The sequence below is a fragment of the Gordonia sp. WA4-43 genome (genome assembly GCF_020520305.1).
Taxonomy (GTDB): domain Bacteria; phylum Actinomycetota; class Actinomycetes; order Mycobacteriales; family Mycobacteriaceae; genus Gordonia; species Gordonia hongkongensis.
Genome location: NZ_CP084736.1, coordinates 1,602,047 through 1,623,134 on the forward strand (window position 1 = coordinate 1,602,047; position 21,088 = coordinate 1,623,134).

At 67.2% G+C, this 21,088-nt stretch carries 19 protein-coding genes; 7 read left to right on the top strand and 12 right to left on the bottom strand.

Annotation, left to right across the window (positions count from 1 at the left end; translation table 11 throughout):
* Window positions 1–75: 75 nt before the first annotated feature.
* A complete protein-coding gene (locus LEL84_RS07265) occupies window positions 76–1,077 on the top strand; it encodes an LLM class flavin-dependent oxidoreductase (protein WP_159371165.1) in 1,002 nt (333 codons plus the stop codon).
* Window positions 1,078–1,098: 21 nt separating this feature from the next.
* On the opposite strand, the gene LEL84_RS07270 is transcribed toward LEL84_RS07265, so the two are convergent.
* From LEL84_RS07270 to ctaD, 4 genes are read right to left on the bottom strand one after another with little or no spacing between them, the layout of a single operon-like run.
* Window positions 1,099–1,548, bottom strand: coding sequence for a cupin domain-containing protein (locus LEL84_RS07270; protein ID WP_137809019.1), 450 nt, complete (start codon window positions 1,546–1,548; stop codon window positions 1,099–1,101).
* Entirely contained in the window at window positions 1,545–2,321 is a 777-nt protein-coding gene (locus LEL84_RS07275; protein ID WP_159371166.1) for a peptidyl-tRNA hydrolase, read from the bottom strand. Before LEL84_RS07275 ends, LEL84_RS07270 begins: the two co-directional genes overlap by 4 nt.
* A 14-nt stretch (window positions 2,322–2,335) precedes the next feature.
* Entirely contained in the window at window positions 2,336–3,577 is a 1,242-nt protein-coding gene (serB, locus tag LEL84_RS07280) for a phosphoserine phosphatase SerB (protein ID WP_068970709.1), read from the bottom strand.
* A gap of 3 nt (window positions 3,578–3,580) precedes the next feature.
* Entirely contained in the window at window positions 3,581–5,365 is a 1,785-nt protein-coding gene (gene ctaD / locus LEL84_RS07285; RefSeq protein ID WP_226513677.1) for a cytochrome c oxidase subunit I, read from the bottom strand.
* Window positions 5,366–5,656: 291 nt separating this feature from the next.
* Here ctaD and LEL84_RS07290 point away from each other — a divergent pair, with 291 nt between their 5' ends.
* On the top strand, window positions 5,657–6,706 hold the full coding sequence (locus LEL84_RS07290; RefSeq protein ID WP_226513678.1) for an ABC transporter substrate-binding protein: 1,050 nt from the start codon (window positions 5,657–5,659) through the stop codon (window positions 6,704–6,706).
* A 140-nt stretch (window positions 6,707–6,846) separates the two neighbouring features.
* Window positions 6,847–7,335: a beta-class carbonic anhydrase gene (locus tag LEL84_RS07295; RefSeq protein WP_211539382.1), complete on the top strand. Its 489-nt coding sequence runs from the start codon at window positions 6,847–6,849 to the stop codon at window positions 7,333–7,335.
* Between the two features lie 19 nt (window positions 7,336–7,354).
* Here the strand turns inward: LEL84_RS07295 and LEL84_RS07300 are convergent, their stop codons facing one another.
* The gene (locus LEL84_RS07300) at window positions 7,355–7,528 is read right to left on the bottom strand and encodes a hypothetical protein (RefSeq protein WP_211539383.1); all 174 of its coding nucleotides are present in this window, start codon (window positions 7,526–7,528) and stop codon (window positions 7,355–7,357) included.
* Between the two features lie 155 nt (window positions 7,529–7,683).
* On the opposite strand from LEL84_RS07300, the gene LEL84_RS07305 reads away from it, so the two are divergent.
* Window positions 7,684–10,686, top strand: coding sequence for a DEAD/DEAH box helicase (locus LEL84_RS07305; protein ID WP_226513679.1), 3,003 nt, complete (start codon window positions 7,684–7,686; stop codon window positions 10,684–10,686).
* On the top strand, window positions 10,683–11,489 hold the full coding sequence (locus LEL84_RS07310; RefSeq protein WP_226513680.1) for a hypothetical protein: 807 nt from the start codon (window positions 10,683–10,685) through the stop codon (window positions 11,487–11,489). Before LEL84_RS07305 ends, LEL84_RS07310 begins: the two co-directional genes overlap by 4 nt.
* Window positions 11,490–11,494: 5 nt before the next feature.
* Here the strand turns inward: LEL84_RS07310 and nrdF are convergent, their stop codons facing one another.
* From nrdF to LEL84_RS07340, 6 genes are all read right to left on the bottom strand, one after another.
* Window positions 11,495–12,469: a class 1b ribonucleoside-diphosphate reductase subunit beta gene (gene nrdF / locus LEL84_RS07315; protein WP_065632743.1), complete on the bottom strand. Its 975-nt coding sequence runs from the start codon at window positions 12,467–12,469 to the stop codon at window positions 11,495–11,497.
* A 17-nt stretch (window positions 12,470–12,486) separates the two neighbouring features.
* Complete coding sequence (locus LEL84_RS07320) at window positions 12,487–13,248, bottom strand: NUMOD3 domain-containing DNA-binding protein (protein WP_226513681.1); 762 nt, start codon at window positions 13,246–13,248, stop codon at window positions 12,487–12,489.
* Between the two features lie 30 nt (window positions 13,249–13,278).
* On the bottom strand, window positions 13,279–15,471 hold the full coding sequence (gene nrdE / locus LEL84_RS07325) for a class 1b ribonucleoside-diphosphate reductase subunit alpha (protein WP_226513682.1): 2,193 nt from the start codon (window positions 15,469–15,471) through the stop codon (window positions 13,279–13,281).
* A gap of 100 nt (window positions 15,472–15,571) precedes the next feature.
* Window positions 15,572–16,036, bottom strand: coding sequence for a class Ib ribonucleoside-diphosphate reductase assembly flavoprotein NrdI (nrdI, locus tag LEL84_RS07330; protein ID WP_055475910.1), 465 nt, complete (start codon window positions 16,034–16,036; stop codon window positions 15,572–15,574).
* A 188-nt stretch (window positions 16,037–16,224) separates the two neighbouring features.
* The gene (locus LEL84_RS07335; RefSeq protein WP_004019249.1) at window positions 16,225–16,458 is read right to left on the bottom strand and encodes a redoxin NrdH; all 234 of its coding nucleotides are present in this window, start codon (window positions 16,456–16,458) and stop codon (window positions 16,225–16,227) included.
* Window positions 16,459–16,878: 420 nt separating this feature from the next.
* A complete protein-coding gene (locus LEL84_RS07340) occupies window positions 16,879–17,436 on the bottom strand; it encodes an NAD(P)H-dependent oxidoreductase (protein WP_226513683.1) in 558 nt (185 codons plus the stop codon).
* 118 nt (window positions 17,437–17,554) lie between these two features.
* Between LEL84_RS07340 and LEL84_RS07345 the strand changes: the two genes are divergently transcribed.
* Together LEL84_RS07345 and hpxO are read left to right on the top strand one after the other, a co-directional pair.
* Complete coding sequence (locus LEL84_RS07345; RefSeq protein WP_065632656.1) at window positions 17,555–18,181, top strand: TetR/AcrR family transcriptional regulator; 627 nt, start codon at window positions 17,555–17,557, stop codon at window positions 18,179–18,181.
* 109 nt (window positions 18,182–18,290) lie between these two features.
* On the top strand, window positions 18,291–19,448 hold the full coding sequence (hpxO, locus tag LEL84_RS07350) for an FAD-dependent urate hydroxylase HpxO (protein ID WP_058252545.1): 1,158 nt from the start codon (window positions 18,291–18,293) through the stop codon (window positions 19,446–19,448).
* Between the two features lie 23 nt (window positions 19,449–19,471).
* Here hpxO and eccB read toward each other — a convergent pair whose 3' ends face one another.
* Window positions 19,472–20,968, bottom strand: coding sequence for a type VII secretion protein EccB (gene eccB / locus LEL84_RS07355; RefSeq protein WP_226513684.1), 1,497 nt, complete (start codon window positions 20,966–20,968; stop codon window positions 19,472–19,474).
* Between the last annotated feature and the right edge of the window lie 120 nt (window positions 20,969–21,088).

A 21,088-nucleotide genomic window follows, 5' to 3' on the forward strand; every position in this document is an offset into this window, starting at 1 on the left:
ATGGTCGACCCGTTCGACTCACGGCAGACCGGACGGCGGGAATAGTCCGGGGCGTCGGCCGCATTGAACATCGTCGTGACCCCTTCGAACCTCCCCTTGTCGATCCTGGATCTCGCGCAGATCGGTCGTGACGAGACTGCCGCGCAAAGCCTGTCCGCCAGTGTCGATCTCGCACAGAACGCGGAGAAGTGGGGCTACCGCCGGATCTGGTACGCCGAGCACCACAACATGTCGGCCATCGCGTCGTCGGCGCCGGCGGTGCTCATCGCACACATCGCCGCGCACACCTCGACCATCCGTCTCGGCGCCGGCGGCGTGATGCTGCCGAACCATTCCCCGCTGACCATCGCCGAGCAGTTCGGCACCCTCGCCGAACTCCATCCCGGGCGCATCGACCTCGGGCTCGGGCGCGCGCCCGGCAGCGATCAGCAGACCTTCGCGGCCCTGCGCCGCACCCACGCCTCCGCGGAGCGGTTCCCGCACGACGTCCTGGAGCTGCAGGCCTTCCTCGGCGACGAGTCGCGTATCGAAGGCGTTCGCGCGACCCCGGGCGCGGGCACCCACGTGCCGCTCTACATCCTCGGCTCGTCGCTGTTCGGCGCGCAGCTCGCCGCGGCCCTCGGACTTCCGTACGCCTTCGCCTCCCACTTCGCGCCGCAGGCGCTCACCGAGGCCGTGGCGTTGTACCGCCGCGAGTTCCGGCCGTCGGAGGTCCTCGCCGAGCCCTACGTCATCGCGGGTGTCGGAGCGATCGCCGACGAGGACGCCGACCGTGCGCAGGCGCAGCTGCAGATCGCGAAACGTCAACGCGTGTCGCTGCTCTACGGCCGCGGCCGGACCTTCACCGACGAGGAAGCCGACGCCATCCTCTCGATGCCGCAGGGACGCCAGATCGACGAGATGCTGACGTACTCGGGTGTCGGGACGCCGGGCGAGGTGCGCGACTACCTCTCGTGGTTCGCCGGGCACGCCGACGCAGACGAGCTGATCGTCGCGTCGCTGGCGCCCGATCGTGACGTGTGGCTGGGCACCTTCGGCCACCTCGCGCCGGTGAACTCACCGGTCGCCGCCGGCTGACCGAGATCCGAGGGCAGACCGTCAGGCCAGCCGGAAGTCCTCGAAGTCGAACCCGGGCACGACGATACAGCTGACTAGTGACGGCTCGTCCCCGGCGGGCCGTGCACGCTGCCACACGCCCGGCGGCACGAGCGCCTGGGGTCGGTGACCGGCCTCGATGTCGGGTCCGACGAGAACTGTCGTCGGGTCACCGGGGACATCGGCGTCCCCGCCGAGATCGAGTTCGACCGGCGCTCCTCGATGGTGCAGCCACAGTTCGGCGCCGCGTACCGTGTGCCACGCCGACTCGTCGCCCGGCATGAGGACGAAGTAGATCGCCGTGCCGGCGGCACGGTCGCCGGTATAGCCGTCGGCAAGCGACGCCGACGGCACGACGACGTCGCTCCGCCACGTCTCCCGGAACCAGCCGCCTTCCGGATGGGGTTGCAGATCAAGAGCTTTCACCCATTCCGGCGGTACCGCAGCGCTCACGTGTCCTCCTGGGCCCGGATGACCTCGGCGATGACGGTCACCGAACCGGGCGCGATCTCGGTGAACCCGGCGTCTCGAACGGCCACCGCCCTCCCGGCGGCATCGGCGGAGAGCAGTTCTCGCCACCGCCCGGGCGTGGCCTGACGGACCGCGAGCGGGCAGTCGTCCCGACGCCACTCGATCGCGTCGTCCGCGGAGAGGAGCTTGGCCGCCAGCATCGACGCGTGACCGACCTGCGCGGCCAGTTTGCCGACAGTCATCGGCAGGTCGGGATTGGTCCACAGCACGACGCCCGAGACCGGCGGCTGCTCGGGCAGCTCTCCCTCGACCTCGGTCCCACCGATCTGCAGCTTCGCCACACGCCGGTCGAGGTCACCGACGCGGCCGGGCACGAACGCCCGTGCCGACGCCCCGCCCTCGGTCGCGGTCACACCCCAGACCTCCTGCGCGGCAGCCCATTGCGCGCCACGCGCGCGCCGGGCGATCTTCCGGATTCGTGCGTCGCACCAGGCGTCCATCGCCGCCGACCACGGACCGTCGCCCGCACTTCGTTCGTCGAGGCACAGTAACGCCACCGCTCGCGCTGCCGCGGTCAGCAGTTCGGTGCGGTCGGGCGGATCGTTCTTCTCGATCCGGAGCACCATCGCCATCGCCAGGACGTCGGCGGGGTCAGACGGGTCGTCACCGCCTCCGACGTAGGCGACCAGCCGCCGATGATCGGCCACGATCGCTTCCGGATCGACCTGCGGAGAGACCGTGCGCTCGGATCCCATGGAGCGGTGCGAGGTCAGCCCAGGGGTACCCGGCGATAGACGCCGTCGGCGGCGTCGGCCGCCTCGATCTCGTCGCGGGAGACGCCCAGGATGAACAGGACCCCGTCGAGAAACGGGTGATTCAGCGTGGCGTCGGCGACCTCGCGCAGCGCCGGCTTCGCGTTGAAGGCGATTCCCAGCCCGGCGACGCTGAGCATGTCGATGTCGTTGGCGCCGTCGCCCACCGCGATCGTCTGCTCCATCGGCACCCCGACCTGATCGGCGAACGACCGCAGCGCGTGCGCCTTGCCCATCCGGTCGACGACCTCGCCGACGACCCGGCCGGTCAGTTTCCCGTCGACGATCTCCAGGGTGTTGGCCCGGACGAAGTCGAGTTCGAGTTCGTGCGCGAGTCCGTCGATGACCTGACGGAAACCGCCGGACACGAGACCGCAGTGGAATCCGAGGCGGTGCAGCGTACGGATCGTCGTCCGAGCACCGGGGGTCAGTTCGAGTGACTTGGCGACATCGTCGAGAACACTCGCGTCGAGTCCGGCCAGGGCCTTGACGCGTTCGTGAAGGGACTGCGCGAAATCGAGTTCACCTCGCATCGCCGCCTCGGTCACCGCGGCGACCTCGGCTTCGCGGCCCGCGTGCGCGGCGAGCATCTCGATCACCTCGCCCTGGATGAGGGTCGAGTCGACGTCGAAGACGATCAGGCGCTTGGCGCGCCGAGCGAGTCCGCCGCGCTCCACGGCGATGTCGACCGAATGCTTCGCAGCAACCTCGGCGAGGCCTTTGCGGAGGGCGGCGTCGGCGGCGACACCACCCCGGCCGGCAACGCTGACCATGAGTTCGAGGCCGGTGAGCGGGTAGTCGGCGATTCCGCGGATCGAGTCGATGTTGCCGCCCTGGCTCGCCAGTTTCGCCGCGACGGCGCTGAACGCGGTGGCGGTGACCGGGCTGCCGAGGATGACGACGGCATGCGACGACGGCGAACGGCTACCGGGATCGACCCCGATCTCCACCCGGACGTCGAAACCGATGGACGCCATCGCCTGTTCGACGACTTCCTGCAGCGCCTCGGGGTCGCCGGTGGAGGACACCAGCACGCCGAGGGTCAGCTGCCCGCGGATGACCACCTGCTCGACGTCGAGCAGTGCAACGGCCTGACCGGCCAGGGCACCCATGAGAACAGAGGTGACACCTGGCCGGTCGGGACCGGTGACAGTGACCAGGACGGTCGTACCGGAACTGGCTGTCGAGTCCTTGCTCACCGGTCAGCGCGGGTCGGGATCCGGGGATCCCTCGTGCGTTCCCACGGTGAACGGCTCGCGACGAGCCTCTTCCATCTGACGGTCCTTGCCCGCGGCGTGGCCCGGGCCGACGTGCGCCTCGGCACGCATGCGGTCGATCATGTGCGGGTAGTGCAGCTCGAACGCCGGGCGCTCCGACCGGATGCGGGGCAGCTCGGTGAAGTTGTGGCGCGGCGGCGGGCAGGAGGTGGCCCACTCGAGCGAGTTGCCGAAGCCCCACGGATCGTCGACGGTGACGACCTCGCCGTAGCGGTAGCTGCGGAAGACGTTCCACAGGAACGGCAGGGTCGACAGGCCGAGGATGAACGCGCCCACGGTCGAGATCATGTTCAGCGTCGTGAAGCCGTCCGACGGGAGGTAGTCGGCGTAGCGACGCGGCATGCCCTCGTTGCCCAGCCAGTGCTGCACCAGGAAGGTCATGTGGAAGCCGATGAACGTCAGCCAGAAGTGGATCTTGCCGAGTCGCTCGTCGAGCATGCGTCCGGTCATCTTCGGGAACCAGAAGTAGATGCCGGCGTAGGTGGCGAACACGATGGTGCCGAAGAGCACGTAGTGGAAGTGCGCGACGACGAAGTAGCTGTCGGACAGGTGGAAGTCCAGCGGCGGGCTCGCGAGCAGGACGCCGGTCAGACCACCGAAGAGGAACGTCACGATGAAGCCGACCGAGAACAGCATCGGGGTCTCGAACGTTATGTGACCTCGCCACATCGTGCCGATCCAGTTGAAGAACTTCACACCCGTGGGCACCGCGATCAGGAACGTCATGAAGGAGAAGAACGGCAGCAGCACGGCGCCGGTGACGTACATGTGGTGGGCCCACACCGCGGCCGACAGGGCGGCGATGGCGAGCGTGGCGTAGATCAGGCCGGAGTAGCCGAAGATCGGCTTCCGCGAGAAGACCGGGAACACCTCGGACACGATGCCGAAGAACGGCAGGGCGATGACGTACACCTCGGGATGTCCGAAGAACCAGAACAGGTGCTGCCACAGGATGACGCCGCCGTTGGCCGGGTCGTAGATGTGGGCACCGAACTGGCGGTCGACCTCGAGACCCATCAGCGCCGCGGTCAGCAGCGGGAAGATGAGGAGGATCAGCACGCTGGTCACCAGGATGTTCCAGGTGAAGATCGGCATGCGGAACATCGTCATGCCGGGTGCGCGGAGACAGATCACGGTGGTGACCATGTTGACGCCACCGAGGATGGTGCCGAGACCCGAGACGGCCAGACCCATGATCCACAGGTCGGCGCCGATGCCGGGGCTGTGCACGGCGTCGGTCAGCGGCGTGTACGCGGTCCAGCCGAAGTCGGCGGCGCCACCGGGCGTGATGAAGCCGGCGACGGCAATGGTCGAACCGAAGACGAACAGCCAGAAGCCGAGTGCGTTGAGTCGCGGGAAGGCGACGTCGGGCGAACCGATCTGGAGCGGCAACACGAAGTTGGCGAAGCCGATCACGATCGGCGTCGCGTACATCAGCAGCATCACGGTGCCGTGCATCGTGAAGAGCTGGTTGAACTGCTCGGTGGACAGGAACTGCATGCCCGGCATCGCGAGCTCGCCACGCATCAGCAGGGCCATGAGGCCGCCGATGAGGAAGAACGCGAAGCAGGCGGTGATGTACATCATGCCGATCAACTTGTGATCGGTCGTCGTCAGCAGCTTGTAGATGAACGAACCCTTGGGCTGATAGCGCTCCGGGAACGGACGCACTGGAGCCACTTGCGTGGTGGGTTGGTCTACCGCGGTCACAGATCCTCCTCTTGCCCGAACCCGACGCCGAACCCCTTCGGCCGTCGGTCGGCACATGAACAAACCGAGCGCTGGTTACTGATCCTAAACCCTCACCGGTGCCCGGGCCGAGCGGGTCCTACGATCTGTCGTATTCGATGTCGGAGCCACCGGATCGGCAGTGCTCATCGGCGGTTTCTTCGACGACGCGCCAGGCTCTCGGAGCACCCCTCCGATCGCCGGCGTCCGGCGCCCGGGAGTGCGCATCCGAGCCTACGCCGGCCGCCTCGGGGCCGGTGCTAGGTTGGGCGGGTGCAACGGAGGGTCACGGTCGCGAACGAGGCCGCCAGAAGTGTCGAGGCAGCCACCGGCGAGACCCGGCGCTCACTCGTCCGACGCATTGGCCTGGCGACCACGATCGGCTTGACCGTGGTCGCGCTGGCCGCCTGTTCGGGCGAGGAGCCGCTGACGACTCCGGACGGCTCCCCCATCTCCACCGTGACGACACGGGTGGCGGAGGTGAACATCGTCTCGGCCGACCGTGATTACGCGAAGACCTGCCTCGCACCCACCGCGCCGGATCCGGGTGAGGCCGACGTCGAACGCATCGTCGTGACCGACCCCGCTGTTCTCGACGCGCTGTGCGCCCTCGGGCTCGGCCCCGAGGTCGTCGCGGTGGCTGCCGAGCCCGGTTCCGTGCCCGAGTATCTCGGTCCCCAGCTGACCTCGGTCCCGGCCATCGGACCGACGCCCGACGCCGCGGCGGTCGCCGACGCCGACGCCGGACTCGTCCTCACCACCGCCGACACCGCGGACTCCGCCCGCGCGTTCCCCGGTGTCCGCACCGTCACCATCCCGGCCGACGGCACCTGGCAAGAGCAGTTCCAGGCCGTCGCCGACGCCGTGAACCGCAGCGGGTCGGGTCGGACACGTCTCGCCGAGTACACGACCGAGGCGACCAAGACCGGCCGGCGTATGGACGCCTCGCACACCCAGGTGTCGCTGGTGCGATTCGGCGACGACTCCGAGACCATCGCCGGGATGAACACCTTCGCCGGCCAGGTGCTCGGGGACATCGGCGTCCAGCGGCCCGGCCCGCAGCGCGTGCCCGACTCCTTCGCCGTCACCGACGAGAACTTCCGCGACGCCGACGCCGACCTCATCTATGTGAGCTTCGAAGGCGAGGAAGGCCTCGCCCACGGGGAACAGGTCCTGCTCAGCGACGAATGGCTCAGCCTGGGCGCACCCGTGTGGAAACGTGTGCTCGCCGTCGACGACGACGTCTGGTACGAGTCCTCGGGACTCGCCGCCGCCTGGCTGGTCCTCAACGACGTCAAGGGCTCACTCGACGGCAACTCCTGACGGTCTCCGATCGGCAGGTGTCGCGCATCGTTGCCCCAGGCGCAACGATGCGCTACATCTGCCGGGTGCCGTTTCGGCCACTTCCGATCACCCACGTCCAAACCCTCGCCGGGGCGACGTCGACACATCAGGATCGGCGCATGAGTGTCACCGACGAATGCCTCGAGAACAACGCCGAATACGCCAAGACCTTCACCGGGCCGTTGCCCCTGCCGCCGGCCAAGCACGTCGCGGTGGTGGCCTGTATGGACGCCCGCCTCGACGTCTACCGCATCCTCGGATTGAACGAGGGCGAGGCCCACGTGATCCGCAACGCCGGCGGGGTGGTGACCGACGACGAGATCCGCTCCCTGGCCATCAGTCAGCGACTGCTCGGCACCACCGAGATCATCCTCATCCACCACACCGACTGCGGCATGCTGACGTTCACCGACGACGACTTCAAGCGCCAGATCCAGGACGAGATCGGGCAGAAGCCCGCGTGGTCGGCGGAGGCGTTCGCCGATCTCGACGAGGACGTCCGCCAATCGATCACCCGGATCCAGAACAGCCCGTTCGTCACCAAGACCACGTCGTTGCGCGGGTTCGTCTTCGACGTCGCGACCGGACTCCTGCGCGAGGTGTCCTGACCCGGGTTACCCGACCTTCCTACGAGTCGCCGCCCTCGGAGCGCTGGACCGCTTCGGGGGCGTTCTCGCGCGTGGCCATCCCGCCCTCGCGTCCGTGGTCCTGCGGGCCGGGCGGATCCTTCTCGACTTCTTTGTCCGGACCCTTGCCGGTATCCCTGTCCCCCGAGGTCGCGGAGCTCTCGGACTGTCCCATCGGTACCTCCTACGATCGTTCCGGCCGGTCTGCCGGGCGACGATCGTCGATACCCGGCTCCCCGAACGGGCAAACCACTGTCGGGTGGTCTCGCGCACCGTCCGCCGTCGACGACTGGTGTCGTAGCCCGTCGCTAAACTGGCCGACGATCCTCCATGCCACATGATGCGCCGTCCAGCGGGCAGCCTGCCACCGACTCTGCCCCGAAGCCCAGCCCCGCCGAGCCCCTGCACGCCCTGTGGCGACCGGGCGTCGGCCTGGCGGTGTGGGTCGACGGGGACCCGTCCGATCTCGCCGCGCCCCTTCGCGACCTACTCGACGGCCGTCGCTTCCGCAGCGAGATCCCCGTCGTCGACGCCGACGGCCACCGACGTTTCGTCCGCGCCGCGACGTTGGGCATGACGTCGGCGATCACGCTTCTCGACGCGTCGCGATCCATCGCGGTGACCGGCGATGTCCGCTGGTATCGATATCTCCTCGACGGTGTGCGGGCCTTCGTGCGGTCGGGCACCGTGGCGCCGTCGGTCCAGCAGGTGGCCGGCGAGTGGATGGTGCGCTGGGTCGTCGTCGCGACGCCGACGTGGCGCAGCTGGCATGCCGTCTTCGTGGGAAGCGCTCCGGATGCGCTGTTGCACAACGGGTCCGCACCCGCGCTGGACGACTTCCTCGCCGAACTCGTCGACCACGAATGCCGTTCTGCCATCGCTCGTTCCACCGTCCGCCTCGGTGAACCACGGCCCGCGTCACCCATCGTGCGGGCACTGCTCCCCGACGCCGATCCCCGCCCGCCCAGCTCGCCGGAACGTCTCGCCGCCGCCGCGGGTGGCTGGTCGCGGTGGAACGCCGGCGCTCCGCGCGACGATCGTTCACTCATCTTCCGGCTGCACGAACCCGAGTACGACGACCTCGCCGACACTCCGTGGGCCGACGAATGGGACGACGACACCGTCGACCCGCCGAGCCGCTCCGAGGTGGCCGAGACCTCGCGGTGGCGACTGCAGGTCTGTCGTCGGAGCATCGACGGACAGGTCGAACCCGTCGCGCCGCACCGCCTCGACGCCCACGAACTCGACGAACTGACGACCGAGTTGGCTGCGGCAGTCCGCGAATTCCCCGAACTGGGCCGCGCCGACCCCGATCGGGGCTCCCTCGACTTCCTGCTGCCGACCGCGATCGCGGAAGAACTCTTCGCCACGGGCGCGGCGGCGCTCGGCGCCGTCGGCATCCCGGTTCTGCTGCCGAGGACGATCGCCGAGGTCCGTCCGAGTCTGACCCTGCGCGCGCTCGCCCCGCCCGGCGGCGGGGCACCGGCGGCGATGGTCGGCCTGCGGGAGATCCGGGAGTTCGAGTGGCGTCTCGCCCTCGGCGACACCCCCGACGCGATCACGCTCACCGACGCCGACCTCGACGAATTGTCCGGCCAGAAAGGCGATCTGGTCCGCGTGCGCGGGGTGTGGATGCGCGCCGAGGGCGCCGCGCTGACCCGGGCAGCCACGTTCGTCGCCACCCAACGCGCGCTGGCCGCGGCCGAACCGCCGAGCGACTTCGGCGAGCTGTTCAATCTCGTCACCGGCGAGTCGGACCGTCTACCCGTACCGGTGTCACGAGTCGAAGGCCTCTCCTGGCTCGACGACGTCGCCGACACCGGCGTCCTTCGTCCCGAATCCGTCGCGCCACCGACGGGGTTGACCGCCACCCTGCGTCCCTACCAGCAGCGCGGCCTGGACTGGCTCGCCCATCTGGCGACTCTCGGTGTGGGCGGCGTGCTGGCCGACGACATGGGCCTGGGCAAGACCCTGCAGGTCATCGCTCTGGAATGCCACGAACGCAGCGGTCCGTCCGCGTCGCCTGCCGATGATCGTCGGAAGCCGACGCTCGTCGTCTGCCCAATGTCTCTGGTGGGCAACTGGGCGCGGGAGTTCGCCCGGTTCGCGCCCGCGCTCCGTGTGGCGATCCACCACGGGCCGTCCCGCGAGTCCGGGGCGGCGTTCGCTGGCATCCGCGAGTCCGTCGACATCGTGGTCACCACCTTCGCGATCGCGGCGCGCGACCACGAGTTGCTGTCCTCACGACCCTGGCATCGGATCGTGGTCGACGAGGCCCAGCACCTCAAGAACGTGAACACCATCGCGGCCAAGGCGGTTCGGACGGTCCCCGCCGACCACCGACTCGCCCTCACCGGCACCCCGGTCGAGAACCGCCTGGAGGATCTCCGCGCCGTCATCGACCTGGTCAACCCGGGCCTGCTCGGGTCCGCGTCGGTGTTCCGCGCACGCTACGCCGAACCGATCGAACGGGATCGTGACCCGGCCGCCCTCCGACGGTTGTCGGCGATCACCCGGCCGTTCATCCTGCGCCGCGAGAAGACCGATCCGGCGATCGCCGCCGACCTCCCGGAGAAGGCGGACTTCGCCGTCCGGGCCAACCTCACCGTCGAGCAGGCGGCGCTGTACCGCGCGGTGATCGACGAACTGATGGCGGCACTGCGCGACAAGCAGCAGCGCACACTACGACGCCGCAACGTGCTGGCTGCACTGACCCGCCTCAAGCAGGTGTGCAATCACCCCGCGCATTATCTCGCCGATGGCACCGACCTCGTCCGCGACGGCGAACACCGCTCCGGCAAGGTCGAATTGCTGGCCGACATCGTCTCCACCGTCGCCGAGGAGGGCGACCGCGCATTGGTCTTCACCCAGTTCGCCGCCTTCGGTGACATGCTGTCGTCGTGGTTGACCGCGGAGTTCGGCAGCGAGATCCCGCTTCTGCACGGCGGTCTGGGTCGCACCGAGCGCGACCGTCTCGTCGCCGACTTCCAGTCCGACGACGGGCCGCCGGTCCTGCTGGCGACGCTGAAAGCCGGCGGCACCGGGCTCAACCTGACCGCGGCCAACAACGTCATCCACGTCGATCGGTGGTGGAACCCGGCCGTCGAGGACCAGGCCACCGACCGCGCCTACCGGATCGGCCAGGACCAGAAGGTATCAGTGCATCGGTTCGTCTGTGTCGGCACCATCGAGGAGCGCATCGACGACATGATCGCCAAGAAACGTGAGCTGTCCCGGCTGACGGTCGCGGCCGGCGAGAACTGGGTGTCCGACCTCGCCGACGACGAACTCTTCGAACTCATCCGGCTGCGCGACGAGGCGGTCAGCGAATGACGGTGCGCAAGAAGGGCACGCAACGCCGCGGTGAGCGTGGCACGATCGCGGTCCGCGGCTATGGCCTCACCTCATGGTCACGCGCCTTCGTCGATGTCGTCGAGGGACGCGGCGCCGACGGCGAATCGGTCGCGGACAGCCGGCGTATCACCAAGGCGCGCAGGTATTTCCGCGATCGGCATCTGCGCGGCCTACGGATCGGCGCCGGCCGGGTGACCGCCTCGGTGGAGGGCACCCAGCTCGAGCCGTTCGACGTCATCCTGACCACCCGCACCGTCGACACCCCGACACTCGCGAACCTACTCCGCGAGCGCAACGCTGGCGATGAACTCATGCTGCTCACCCGCGGCGAACAGCCGCCGGCGCTGGGTGAGCTGCTGGTGCCCACCGAATCCGCCGACGTCGAGACCGACTGCACGTGCCCCGACGAGGCGCCGCGGTGCATCCATGCGCTCGTCACCTGTTACGAGGTGGCCGCCGAGATCGACCGCACCCCGTTGACCCTGCTGACCGTGATGGGCACCGACCTGCGAGCGCTGCTGGCCGAGATCGACTCTCGCCCTCCGGCATCACGGTCCTCGGACGACGCCGGGTCGGAGTCGTTGCAGGTCGACGACTTCTACGGCACCGCGTCGACGCTGCCGCCGCTGCCGTCGCCGTCGCGGATGAACCCGCTGACCGCGCTCGACGGCGGCGAACTACGGGCGGCGTTGCGAGCCACCGGCGTCGCGCCCGCCGACATCGCCGAGGCGATCGACGAGCTCGGCGATCTCTACGACCGCCTCACCGCCGGCGATTCGTAGCGAGACTAGAAGTCCCAGTCCTCGTCCTCGGTGTTGACGGCCTTGCCGATGACGTAGGAACTGCCCGACCCGGAGAAGAAGTCGTGGTTCTCGTCGGCGTTGGGCGACAGCGCCGACAGGATCGCCGGGTTCACGTCGGTCTCGTCGCGCGGGAACATGGCCTCGTAGCCCAGATTCATCAGGGCCTTGTTCGCGTTGTAGCGCAGGAACTTCTTGACGTCCTCGCTCAGCCCGACCTCGTCGTACAGAGCCTCGGTGTAGTCACTCTCGTTGTCGTAGAGCTCGAACAGCAACTCGAAGGTGTAGTCCTTGAGCTCCTGACGACGCTCCGGGGTCTCGACCTCGAGTCCGCGCTGATACTTGTAGCCGATGTAGTACCCGTGCACCGCTTCGTCGCGGATGATGAGGCGGATCAGGTCGGCGGTGTTGGTGAGCTTCGCGCGGCTCGACCAGTACATCGGCAGGTAGAAGCCGGAGTAGAACAGGAACGACTCGAGCAGCGTCGAGGCGACCTTGCGCTTCAGCGGGTCGTCGCCACGGTAGTAGTCCATGACGATCTGCGCCTTGCGCTGCAGCTGCTCGTTCTCCTCCGACCAGCGGAACGCCTCGTCGATCTCCTTGGTGGAGCACAGTGTCGAGAAGATCGAGCTGTAGCTCTTGGCGTGCACCGACTCCATGAAGGCGATGTTGGTAAGCACCGCCTCCTCGTGCGGAGTGGTGGCGTCCGGGATCAGCGACACCGCGCCGACCGTGCCCTGGATGGTGTCGAGCAGGGTGAGACCGGTGAACACCCGCATGGTGAGCTGCTTCTCGTATTCGGTGAGCGTGCCCCACGACGGGATGTCGTTGGACACCGGCACCTTCTCGGGCAACCAGAAGTTGCCGGTGAGGCGATCCCACACCTCGGCATCCTTCTCGTCGGGCACGCGGTTCCAGTTGATCGCCGAGACCCGGCTGACCAGCTTGAGCTTCTCAGACATGGCAGATGTCGCTTTCTTCACTCATCGGGTTTGGCTACATCGTCGATGCAGTACTGACACGTGCTCTTGAACACGCCTTTGTTCGTGTGGTGCCTGGTGTGGGCATTCCGTTTGCTCGAGGGCTTTGGACGCCCCCTCTGAGCGTCGGACATCTTGCGGCGTGTCTCCTCGCTCGCGCGCCGCCCGAAGTTCGGATTTCCCTCGCCTTTTCGTTGCTCCGACAGTCGAGCGCGAGCTTCCTCCGACATGACGCGCCCGTAGCTGGGGTGAGCAGGTCCGAACTTCCCGAAGTTCGGATTTGCTTCTCCGGTGATAGAGCCTCTGCGCTGGACCGACCACTTCTCACGCTGTTCGTCGGAGTGCTTGAGACCATAGAACGGATTGTCATCCGCAAACCGGCTCAGCCCCTTCCGTCCAGTGGAACGAACCCGAGCCGCTTCTCGCATCTCCCCGGTCCAAACCACCCCGGTAGGACCCAATCCGCCCTCTGCCAGGTTCAGCAGCGGTTGGCCGTCGCGCTTGAGGTAGGCGATCCAAGCGATCTCGGCCTCCCCCAACTCGTTGAGTCCTTCGACGAACTGCAACTCGTCCGCCAAAACGTTGTCGCGATCTTGCAATCGGAGCCAGTCATAGAACGGTGTCTTTCTTCCGGCCGCCGCGACTTTGAAGTGTTGCCGCAGCCGCTGCTGCCCAGTTTTTGTGGTGAGCCCGATGTAGCGATAGTCATACGCGGCCCGCAACCGAACCCCGTAGATCACGCCGCCTGTGGCCGGAACCATGTTCGTACGCAACGGTTCACACTCAACAGGTCACAACATGCAGCTGACGCAATTTTCCACCTCGGTCCCCTCGAGCGCGATCTGGCGCAGGCGGATGTAGTAGAGCGTCTTGATGCCCTTGCGCCATGCGTAGATCTGCGCCTTGTTGACGTCGCGCGTGGTGGCGGTGTCCTTGAAGAAGAGCGTCAGGCTGAGGCCCTGGTCGACATGCTGCGTGGCCGCGGCGTAGGTGTCGATGATCTTCTCGTACCCGATCTCGTACGCGTCCTGGTAGTACTCCAGGTTGTCGTTCGTCATGTACGGCGCCGGGTAGTAGACGCGGCCGATCTTGCCTTCCTTGCGGATCTCGATCTTGGCGGCGACCGGGTGGATCGAACTGGTCGAGTGATTGATGTAGCTGATCGAACCGGTCGGCGGGACGGCCTGCAGGTTCTGGTTGTAGATGCCGTCACGCTGGACGGCGGCCTTCAGCTCACGCCAGTCGTCCTGGGTCGGGATGGCGATCCCGGCCTGCCCGAACAGGTCTCGCACCTTCTGGGTCGCCGGCTCCCACACCTTCTCGGTGTACTTGTCGAAGAACTCACCGCTCGCGTACTTCGACTTCTCGAAGCCGGTGAACGCCCGGCCGCGCTCGGCGGCGATCCGGTTCGACGCGCGCAGCGCGTGATAGAGCACCGTGTAGAAGTAGATGTTCGTGAAGTCGATGCCTTCTTCGCTGCCGTAGAAGACCCGCTCACGCGCCAGGTATCCGTGCAGGTTCATCTGCCCCAGGCCGATGGCGTGGGACTGGTTGTTGCCGTGCTCGATCGAGGGCACCGACGTGATCGTGGTCTGGTCGCTCACCGCGGTGAGGCCGCGGATGGCGGTCTCGATGGTCTGGCCGATGTCGGGCGAATCCATCGTCTTGGCGATGTTCAGCGAACCCAGGTTGCACGAGATGTCCTTGCCCACTTCGGCATACGACAGGTCGTCGTTGAAGGTCGACGGCGTCGACACCTGCAGGATCTCCGAGCACAGGTTGGAGTGCGTGATCTTGCCGTCGATCGGGTTGGCCCGGTTCACCGTGTCCTCGAACATGATGTACGGGTATCCCGACTCGAACTGCAGCTCGGCGAGGGTCTGGAAGAACTCGCGCGCCTTGATCTTGGTCTTGCGGATGCGACGGTCCTCGACCATCTCGTGGTACTTGTCCGTCACGTTGACGTCGGCGAACGGTACGCCGTAGACACGTTCGACGTCGTACGGACTGAACAGGTACATGTCGTCGTTGGCCTTGGCCAGCTCGAACGTGATGTCCGGGATGACCACACCGAGCGACAGGGTCTTGATACGGATCTTCTCGTCCGCGTTCTCGCGCTTGGTGTCGAGGAAGCGGTAGATGTCGGGGTGGTGCGCGTGCAGGTACACCGCGCCCGCGCCCTGCCGGGCACCGAGCTGGTTGGCGTAGGAGAAGGAATCCTCGAGCAGCTTCATGATCGGGATGACACCCGAACTCTGGTTCTCGATCTTCTTGATCGGCGCACCGTGCTCGCGGATGTTGCTGAGCAGCAAGGCAACTCCGCCGCCGCGCTTGGAGAGCTGCAAGGCCGAGTTGATCGACCGGCCGATCGACTCCATGTTGTCCTCGATACGCAGCAGGAAGCACGAGACGGGTTCGCCGCGCTGCTTCTTGCCGGAGTTGAGGAAGGTCGGCGTCGCCGGCTGGAACCGGCCGTCGATGATCTCGTCGGTGAGGTTGCGCGCGAGGGCCGTGTCGCCGTCGGCCAGGGTCAGCGCCACCATGCACACGCGATCCTCGAAACGCTCCAGGTACCGCTTGCCGTCGAACGTCTTGAGCGTGTAGCTCGTGTAGTACTTGAACGCCCCGAGGAAGGTCGGGAAACGGAACTTCTTGCTGTAGGCGTGCCCGAAGAGGCTCTTGACGAACTCGCGGTCGTACTTCGCAAGGACCTCGGGCTCGTAGTAGTTCTCCTCGACGAGGTAGTCGAGCTTCTCGTCGAGATCGTGGAAGAAGACCGTGTTCTGGTTGACGTGCTGCAGGAAGTACTGGTTCGCGGCTTCGCGATCCTTGTCGAACTGGATCTTGCCCTCGGCGTCGTACAGGTTGAGCATCGCATTGAGGGCGTGGTAGTCGAGCTCGCCCGGGTCGTGTCCCGAGGGCCCGGGGTGCACACCCGACTTGCTGGCTGAAGTGGTGTCCGAGACGGCGGCGGTGGGCGACACGACAGATGACTCCTGCGGGTAGTGGTGGCTGTTACCGAGGGCCGGTGCGGCCAGAGTATGGGAGGGGTACGACAAAGCCTGATCGAGCGGAATCCGCAGGTCAGGCGGGCGAGGCGCTGAGCGACACGCTCGCCGCGAACGCCGGACTCTGGGCGAATTCGGCGAGTCCCGCGCGGACGCGGTCGACATCGTCGGAGGTGCCCATCAATTCGAACCGGTAGAGGTAGGGGACGTGGCACTTCCGTGCGATGACATCGCCGGCGTAACAGAACTCCTCGCCGAAGTTCGTGTTACCCGCCGCGATCACCCCCCTGATCGATGACCGATTGTGTTCGTCGTTGAGGAAGCGGATGACCTGCTTGGGAACGTAGCCGCCGGGTTGCCCCGTCGCCTTGCCCCCGCCGTAGGTCGGGCAGACCAGGACATACGGCTCGTCGACACGGAAAACACCGGTCCGATCGAGGACCGGGATGCGCACGGCGCGCATGTCCAGTTTCTCGACGAACCGGTGGGTGTTCTCCGAGACGGAGGAGAAATACACGATCAACGGCGATTCTGCCGCCATGTCTCCTCCAGCCGGTAGTTCTCGTGATCTCGCCGGCCGTGTCCGGCCCGGCACTGTCGGTGTCAACGCCGTGAGCGGCGTGACCATTTCCTCGATGACCTCGCGATGCGATGTGATCCGGCTTCCCCGTCGGATCGCCTCTGCACCGCCGGTCGGGCGGGCGATGTCACCGTGATGGTGACGGCAGATCAGGCAGCGGCGGTGGCGAGTGCCTTGATGCGGTCGGGACGGAAGCCCGACCAGTGCGCGTCGCCGGCGACCACGACGGGTGCCTGCAGGTAGCCGAGCGCCATCACGTAGTCACGCGCCTCGGCATCTTCGCTGATGTCGACGATCTCATAGGACAGACCCTGCTTGTCGAGGGCCTTGTAGGTGGCATTGCACTGGACGCAGGCCGGCTTCGTGTAGACGGTGATAGACATTCGGAGGTACTCCTCGGGTCGTAGGAATCGCCAGTGACGTGCGGTTTCCCAGCGTGAAGATGGTGACCTGGATCACCATCGTGGTGGCTTTCTCCGAGGAGTCGAACTGCTTCTCGTCGTCTGCCTGACTGGTAGCTCAAACACTACACCTAGTGGCTGACATTTCTGGTCACCACAAGGGCTTGTGAATAACATTGATGGAAGACATGCAGGTCGGAGCGGTGCACGATCACAAATCCCCCGCGTGTCCTCCGCGTGTCCGGCGTGTCGTTCACAGGCTGTCCCGAGGCGGTCCACAACATGTCCACCGACCATCCACATCCGCCCCCGGTCGCACTCGCGGCCCGACGCCGGCACCCCCGGACACGACGACGCCGCGCCGGGCAAGGGCCGGGCGCGGCGTCGGGACGTTGGTGCGGGTCAGGCGCTGACAGCGACCTCGTCGACGAGCCGGGTGACGGACGCGACGACCTTCTCGACGACCTCCGGAGAATCCAGGCCGGCCTCGGGCAGTGCCGCGAGCTGCAGACCGAGGTCGGCTTCCGCGATCGCGCGACCGCCGGCGATGCCGACCGACTTACGGGTGTCCTCACGGGTCCACGCGCCGCCGTACTGGCCGAGGGCCGCGCTCAGCACCGCGACGGGCTTGCCCGTGAGCGCGCCGGTGCCGTAGGGCCGCGACAACCAGTCGATGGCGTTCTTGAGTGCGGCGGGGATGGTGCCGTTGTACTCGGGGGTCGCGATCAGCACGCCGTCGGCGGCGCCGACGATCTGGCGCAGGTTCGCCACGGCTGGGTCGAGCTGCTCCTCGATGTCGATGTCCTCGCTGTAGAACGGCAGCGAGCCGAGATTGTCGACGACCGTGATGGAGACTCCCGACGGCGCATTGTTCGCGGCCAGGTGGGCGAGCTGGCGGTTGACCGAGGCCGTACGCAGGCTTCCGACCAGCGCGACCAGTTCGACGACTCGTTCCGACATGTGATTCCTCTCGATGGCACAGGAGTCCGTGGAAGACCACGCGACCTTGTCTACGACATGCTCTAACCGGACCAGGGTCCGATTCATTCCGCATCTGGTCAAGGGTTACGCTCATCACGTGCCAAACGGGCCCGACCACTCCCCACTCCACATCTCGCTCAATTCTTCGGGGACCGAACGTGCCGACGCCGCACGTAACCGGCGTCTGTTGCTGGCTGCCGCCAAGAACCTCATCGATCACCACGGTGCGGCCGCGGTGACGATGGAGGCGGTTGCCCGCGAAGCGGGTGTGGGCAAGGGCACAGTGTTCCGTCGCTTCGGCAGCCGGACCGGGCTCATGCTCGCTCTCCTCGACCACAGCGAGTCCGAGATCCAGCAGGCGTATCTGTCCGGTCCGGAGCCGCTGGGTCCCGGCGCTCCCCCACTCGACCGACTCCTCGCCTACGGTCGCGCTCGCCTCAAGCTCACCGCCGACCACCTCGACATCCTGCTGGAGGCCGGCGCCGGCGCCGAGGACTTCATGAGTCACCCGGTGGCCCGAACGTCCACCCAGCATGTGCAGATCCTGTTGCGCCAGTTGGGTTTCGACGGCGCGCTGGATTTCCTGGCCCTCACTGTCCAGGCGCCGCTCTCGGCGAGTTCGGTCCGCTACCTGTTGGTGGACGTCGGACTCGACCTCGAGACGATCACCCATCAGTGGCAGGACATGGTCACCGCGCTCGTCACCGGACACGACCGGTCCTGACCCGTCGGGTCCATCCCGGTCACGACGTCCTCGCAGCGGCGGTCAGGCGGCGAGGTGTCCGGCGTACTCGCCGCGCGCCGCGGCTCGCGGACACCTAGCCTGGGTTCCTGTGAAAGCTGTGATCATCGGCGCCGGTATGGGCGGGACCTCGGCGGGCATCGCGTTGCGACAGCTCGGGCACGAGGTCGAGATATACGAGCAGGTCACCGAGAACCGCCCCGTCGGCGCGGCGATCTCGGTGTGGTCCAACGGGGTCAAGTGCCTGAACCACCTCGGCCTCGAAGCCGAGACCGCCGCGCTGGGCGGCATCGTCGATTCGATGAGCTACATCGACGCATTCACCGGAGAGACGATGTGCCGCTTCAGCATGGCACCGCTCATCGACGAGGTCGGGCAACGTCCTTACCCGATCGCACGCGCCGAACTCCAGCTCATGCTCATGAACGCCTTCGGCCACGACGAGATCCGGTTCGGCAAGAAGATGGTCGCCGTCCACGACGGTCCGGACGGCGCCACTGTCGAATTCGCCGACGGCACCACTGCCCAGGGTGATGTCGTCATCGCCGCCGACGGTGCGAGATCGCTTGCCCGCGACCATGTGCTCGGTCACGCTGTCGAGCGTCGTTACGCGGGGTACGTGAACTTCAACGGGCTCGTCCCGATCGACGAGGAGATCGGACCGGCCACCGAATGGACCACCTACGTGGGCGATTCGCGTCGGGTATCGGTGATGCCGGTGGCGGGCAACCGATTCTACTTCTTCTTCGACGTGACCATGCCCGAAGGGGTTCCGTTCGAACGTGGAACCGCACGCGAGGTGCTCGCCGAGGAGTTCGCCGGATGGGCGCCCGGCGTCCAGAAGCTCATCGAGACACTGGATCCCGCGACCACCAACCGCGTCGAGATCCTCGACATCGATCCGTTCCACACCTGGGTCCGGGGACATGTAGCACTACTCGGCGACGCCGCACACAACACCACCCCCGACATCGGGCAGGGTGGTTGTTCGGCGATGGAAGATGCGATCGCCCTGCAGTTCGCCTTCCGTGATCACCCCGACGACCTGCACGCGGCCCTCACGACCTATGAGGCGTCACGCACCGAACGGGCCGCCGACCTCGTGCTCCGCGCACGCAAGCGCTGCGACGTCACGCACGGCAAGGACCCGGAGGCGACCGCGGCCTGGTATGAGGAACTGCGATCCGAGGACGGCACCAACGTCATCCGCGGGATCGTCGGCAACATCGTCGGCGGCCCGCTCACGTAGGGCCGCGGCGGGAGCGCCGTCGATCATCCGCCGGTCGAGGGTCCTTCGGTGTGCTCCGCGCCGGCGTCGAGTCGTGCGGTCTCCAGGCCGTCGTGCGCGACAAGGGCGTGCTCGCGCGAGAGGGTCGGCCCGGGCGCGAGCAGCGACACCACCGACCACGGCGCGCGGGATGGTGAATCCCCGAGCCCGAGGATGCCGCCGGTCTCGAAGTCCGGTACGCCGAACCGCACACCCGAATCGTTGACGTAGAACAGCGATTCGGTGCGCGAGCTGTCCGACTCGTTGCCGGTCACCTGCAGATACTCACCCGAGCCGGGCGGCATGTAGACCGCGTCGAGGTTCGGTCCGGCACCATCGGACGACGTCAGCCGGACCGGCACCGCGTCCGACGCGAGCGGCAGTTCGCGCCCCGCGAGCAACGTCGTCTGTGCGCGGGGCTCCCCCGTCCCGCGGGTCCAGGTGCGGCACAGCGTCGGATCGCCGCTCACGTCCAGCAGCGACGGCGCGACTTCGGGAAAGTCCGAGACGGGTTCCGACTCCACGGTTCTCAGCGCGGCGAGCTGCCCCGGGGCGACGGTGGTCACCGGAGCTGCGTCGGAGTCGGCCAGCCGCAAGAGTTCGGCGGTCGGGGCGCTGATCTCCTGCACCCCGTCGCGCAGCACCAGATGATAGGACGTCGTGTCGTCGACACCGACCGACTTGACGACACTGCCGACACTCGCGCCGTCGACTGCCCCGGGCTGGCCGGCACCCGAGATCTCCGGCACGGCAAGCGGATCGACGAGTGGGAAGGTATTGAGCAGGCCGGTGGACATCTGCCGGGGCGTGGCCCCCTCGAGGCCGAGAGCCCGCATGACGGGCGCGCTCTCGGTGTCGACAGCGGCACGGACCGGACTCCAGACACCGTCCCGGAACAGCTGATACACCAGGAAGGTCTCGTCGCCGCCGTCGACGAGCACGGCGTCGGCGGGGTTCGCCGTCCCGATCGCGTCACCCAGACGCGGCGTCTCGGCGATGACGGTCTGCTCGATCGACTCGACCGGCGCCTCCGACACGGTCGACGAATCGCAGACCGTCCAGGTGGAGGAGTCCGGGTGCGACGACTTCGGCAGTGCCGCCGGCGCACCCGGGATGCCCAACAGGGGTCCGCGCGGGTACGGCTTGAGCTTGTTGTCCCCGACCGAGGTCGGCGACTCCGAGCTACCCGTCACCAGCCGTGCCGAGGCCAGGTTGAGGACGGGATGCAGGGTGTCCTCGATCAGGACGTAGGTGCTGCCGCTGTTCTTGCTGACGATGATCGTGGCGTCGCCGACGGACCCCTGCGGCCGGATCAGGCCCCAGATTCCGCACCCGCCGAGGACCAACAAGCCGAGGACGGTCCCGACCACGAGCGCCTGCAACTGTGAACGCATGGGATCGTGCAACATCCGGACATCGCGTCGTACCAGCGCGTGCTCGAGCCTCTTGATCAGGAAACGGTAGCCGTTGACCTGGGCTTTGGTCGTCAGCTGACGTGCCACGGCTCCCCCTGTCCGCACCCGGGCCGCGGCGTCGGACCTTCTCCGGCGGCGAGCGGGTTGTGATCTCCTGCGGCATACCCCCTGCCGCGCGGTAGTAGCCTAGCCGACAAACATGCCCCT

What these genes read in the sequence shown, in the direction of transcription:
- LEL84_RS07300 (WP_211539383.1), bottom strand. Translation starts at nt 7,528, where the DNA reads ATGGGACAGTCCGAGAGCTCCGCGACCTCGGGGGACAGGGATACCGGC.
- nrdF (WP_065632743.1), bottom strand. Translation starts at nt 12,469, where the DNA reads ATGTCTGAGAAGCTCAAGCTGGTCAGCCGGGTCTCGGCGATCAACTGG.
- nrdI (WP_055475910.1), bottom strand. Translation starts at nt 16,036, where the DNA reads ATGGCGGCAGAATCGCCGTTGATCGTGTATTTCTCCTCCGTCTCGGAG.
- LEL84_RS07340 (WP_226513683.1), bottom strand. Translation starts at nt 17,436, where the DNA reads ATGTCGGAACGAGTCGTCGAACTGGTCGCGCTGGTCGGAAGCCTGCGT.
- LEL84_RS07295 (WP_211539382.1), top strand. Translation starts at nt 6,847, where the DNA reads ATGAGTGTCACCGACGAATGCCTCGAGAACAACGCCGAATACGCCAAG.
- LEL84_RS07305 (WP_226513679.1), top strand. Translation starts at nt 7,684, where the DNA reads ATGCCACATGATGCGCCGTCCAGCGGGCAGCCTGCCACCGACTCTGCC.
- LEL84_RS07320 (WP_226513681.1), bottom strand. Translation starts at nt 13,248, where the DNA reads ATGGTTCCGGCCACAGGCGGCGTGATCTACGGGGTTCGGTTGCGGGCC.
- LEL84_RS07275 (WP_159371166.1), bottom strand. Translation starts at nt 2,321, where the DNA reads ATGGGATCCGAGCGCACGGTCTCTCCGCAGGTCGATCCGGAAGCGATC.
- LEL84_RS07335 (WP_004019249.1), bottom strand. Translation starts at nt 16,458, where the DNA reads ATGTCTATCACCGTCTACACGAAGCCGGCCTGCGTCCAGTGCAATGCC.
- LEL84_RS07310 (WP_226513680.1), top strand. Translation starts at nt 10,683, where the DNA reads ATGACGGTGCGCAAGAAGGGCACGCAACGCCGCGGTGAGCGTGGCACG.